The sequence below is a fragment of the Paenibacillus sp. KS1 genome (genome assembly GCF_001680695.1).
GTDB lineage: Bacteria > Bacillota > Bacilli > Paenibacillales > Paenibacillaceae > Paenibacillus_B > Paenibacillus_B suaedae.
Map to the genome: position 1 here is coordinate 1 of NZ_MAIS01000354.1, position 305 is coordinate 305.

The 305-nt window shown below is 42.3% G+C and carries 1 pseudogene; it reads left to right on the plus strand.

Annotation, left to right across the window (positions count from 1 at the left end):
• Nucleotides 1–16: 16 nt before the first annotated feature.
• Nucleotides 17–305: pseudogene (locus BBG47_RS30330) on the plus strand (hypothetical protein); the annotation flags it as partial.

Here is a 305-nt window from a genome sequence, read left to right on the forward strand (position 1 = left end):
CAAGCTGAAAAAAGCAATGAAGGAATTGGCGGGCAAAGAGGCCAAGATGCAGGATGTCGGCGAGAGCTACTCCGGTTCGGTTGGGAGTGCAACAGTCCGATCTGTGGATGACAAATATTCAATTGACTTTAATCCGAAAACAGGTGGAATATGGTGGGGTTTTGCAAAAATCTCAATCGATGAAGTCAGTAAAGAGGATCAGAATAAAGTCCTTCAAAGATTAAAAGAGCTGTATCCAAACAAAACCTATATGCTGACTAATGAAGTGGAAATGCGTCGACGATATGACGACAAACAGGGTAAAT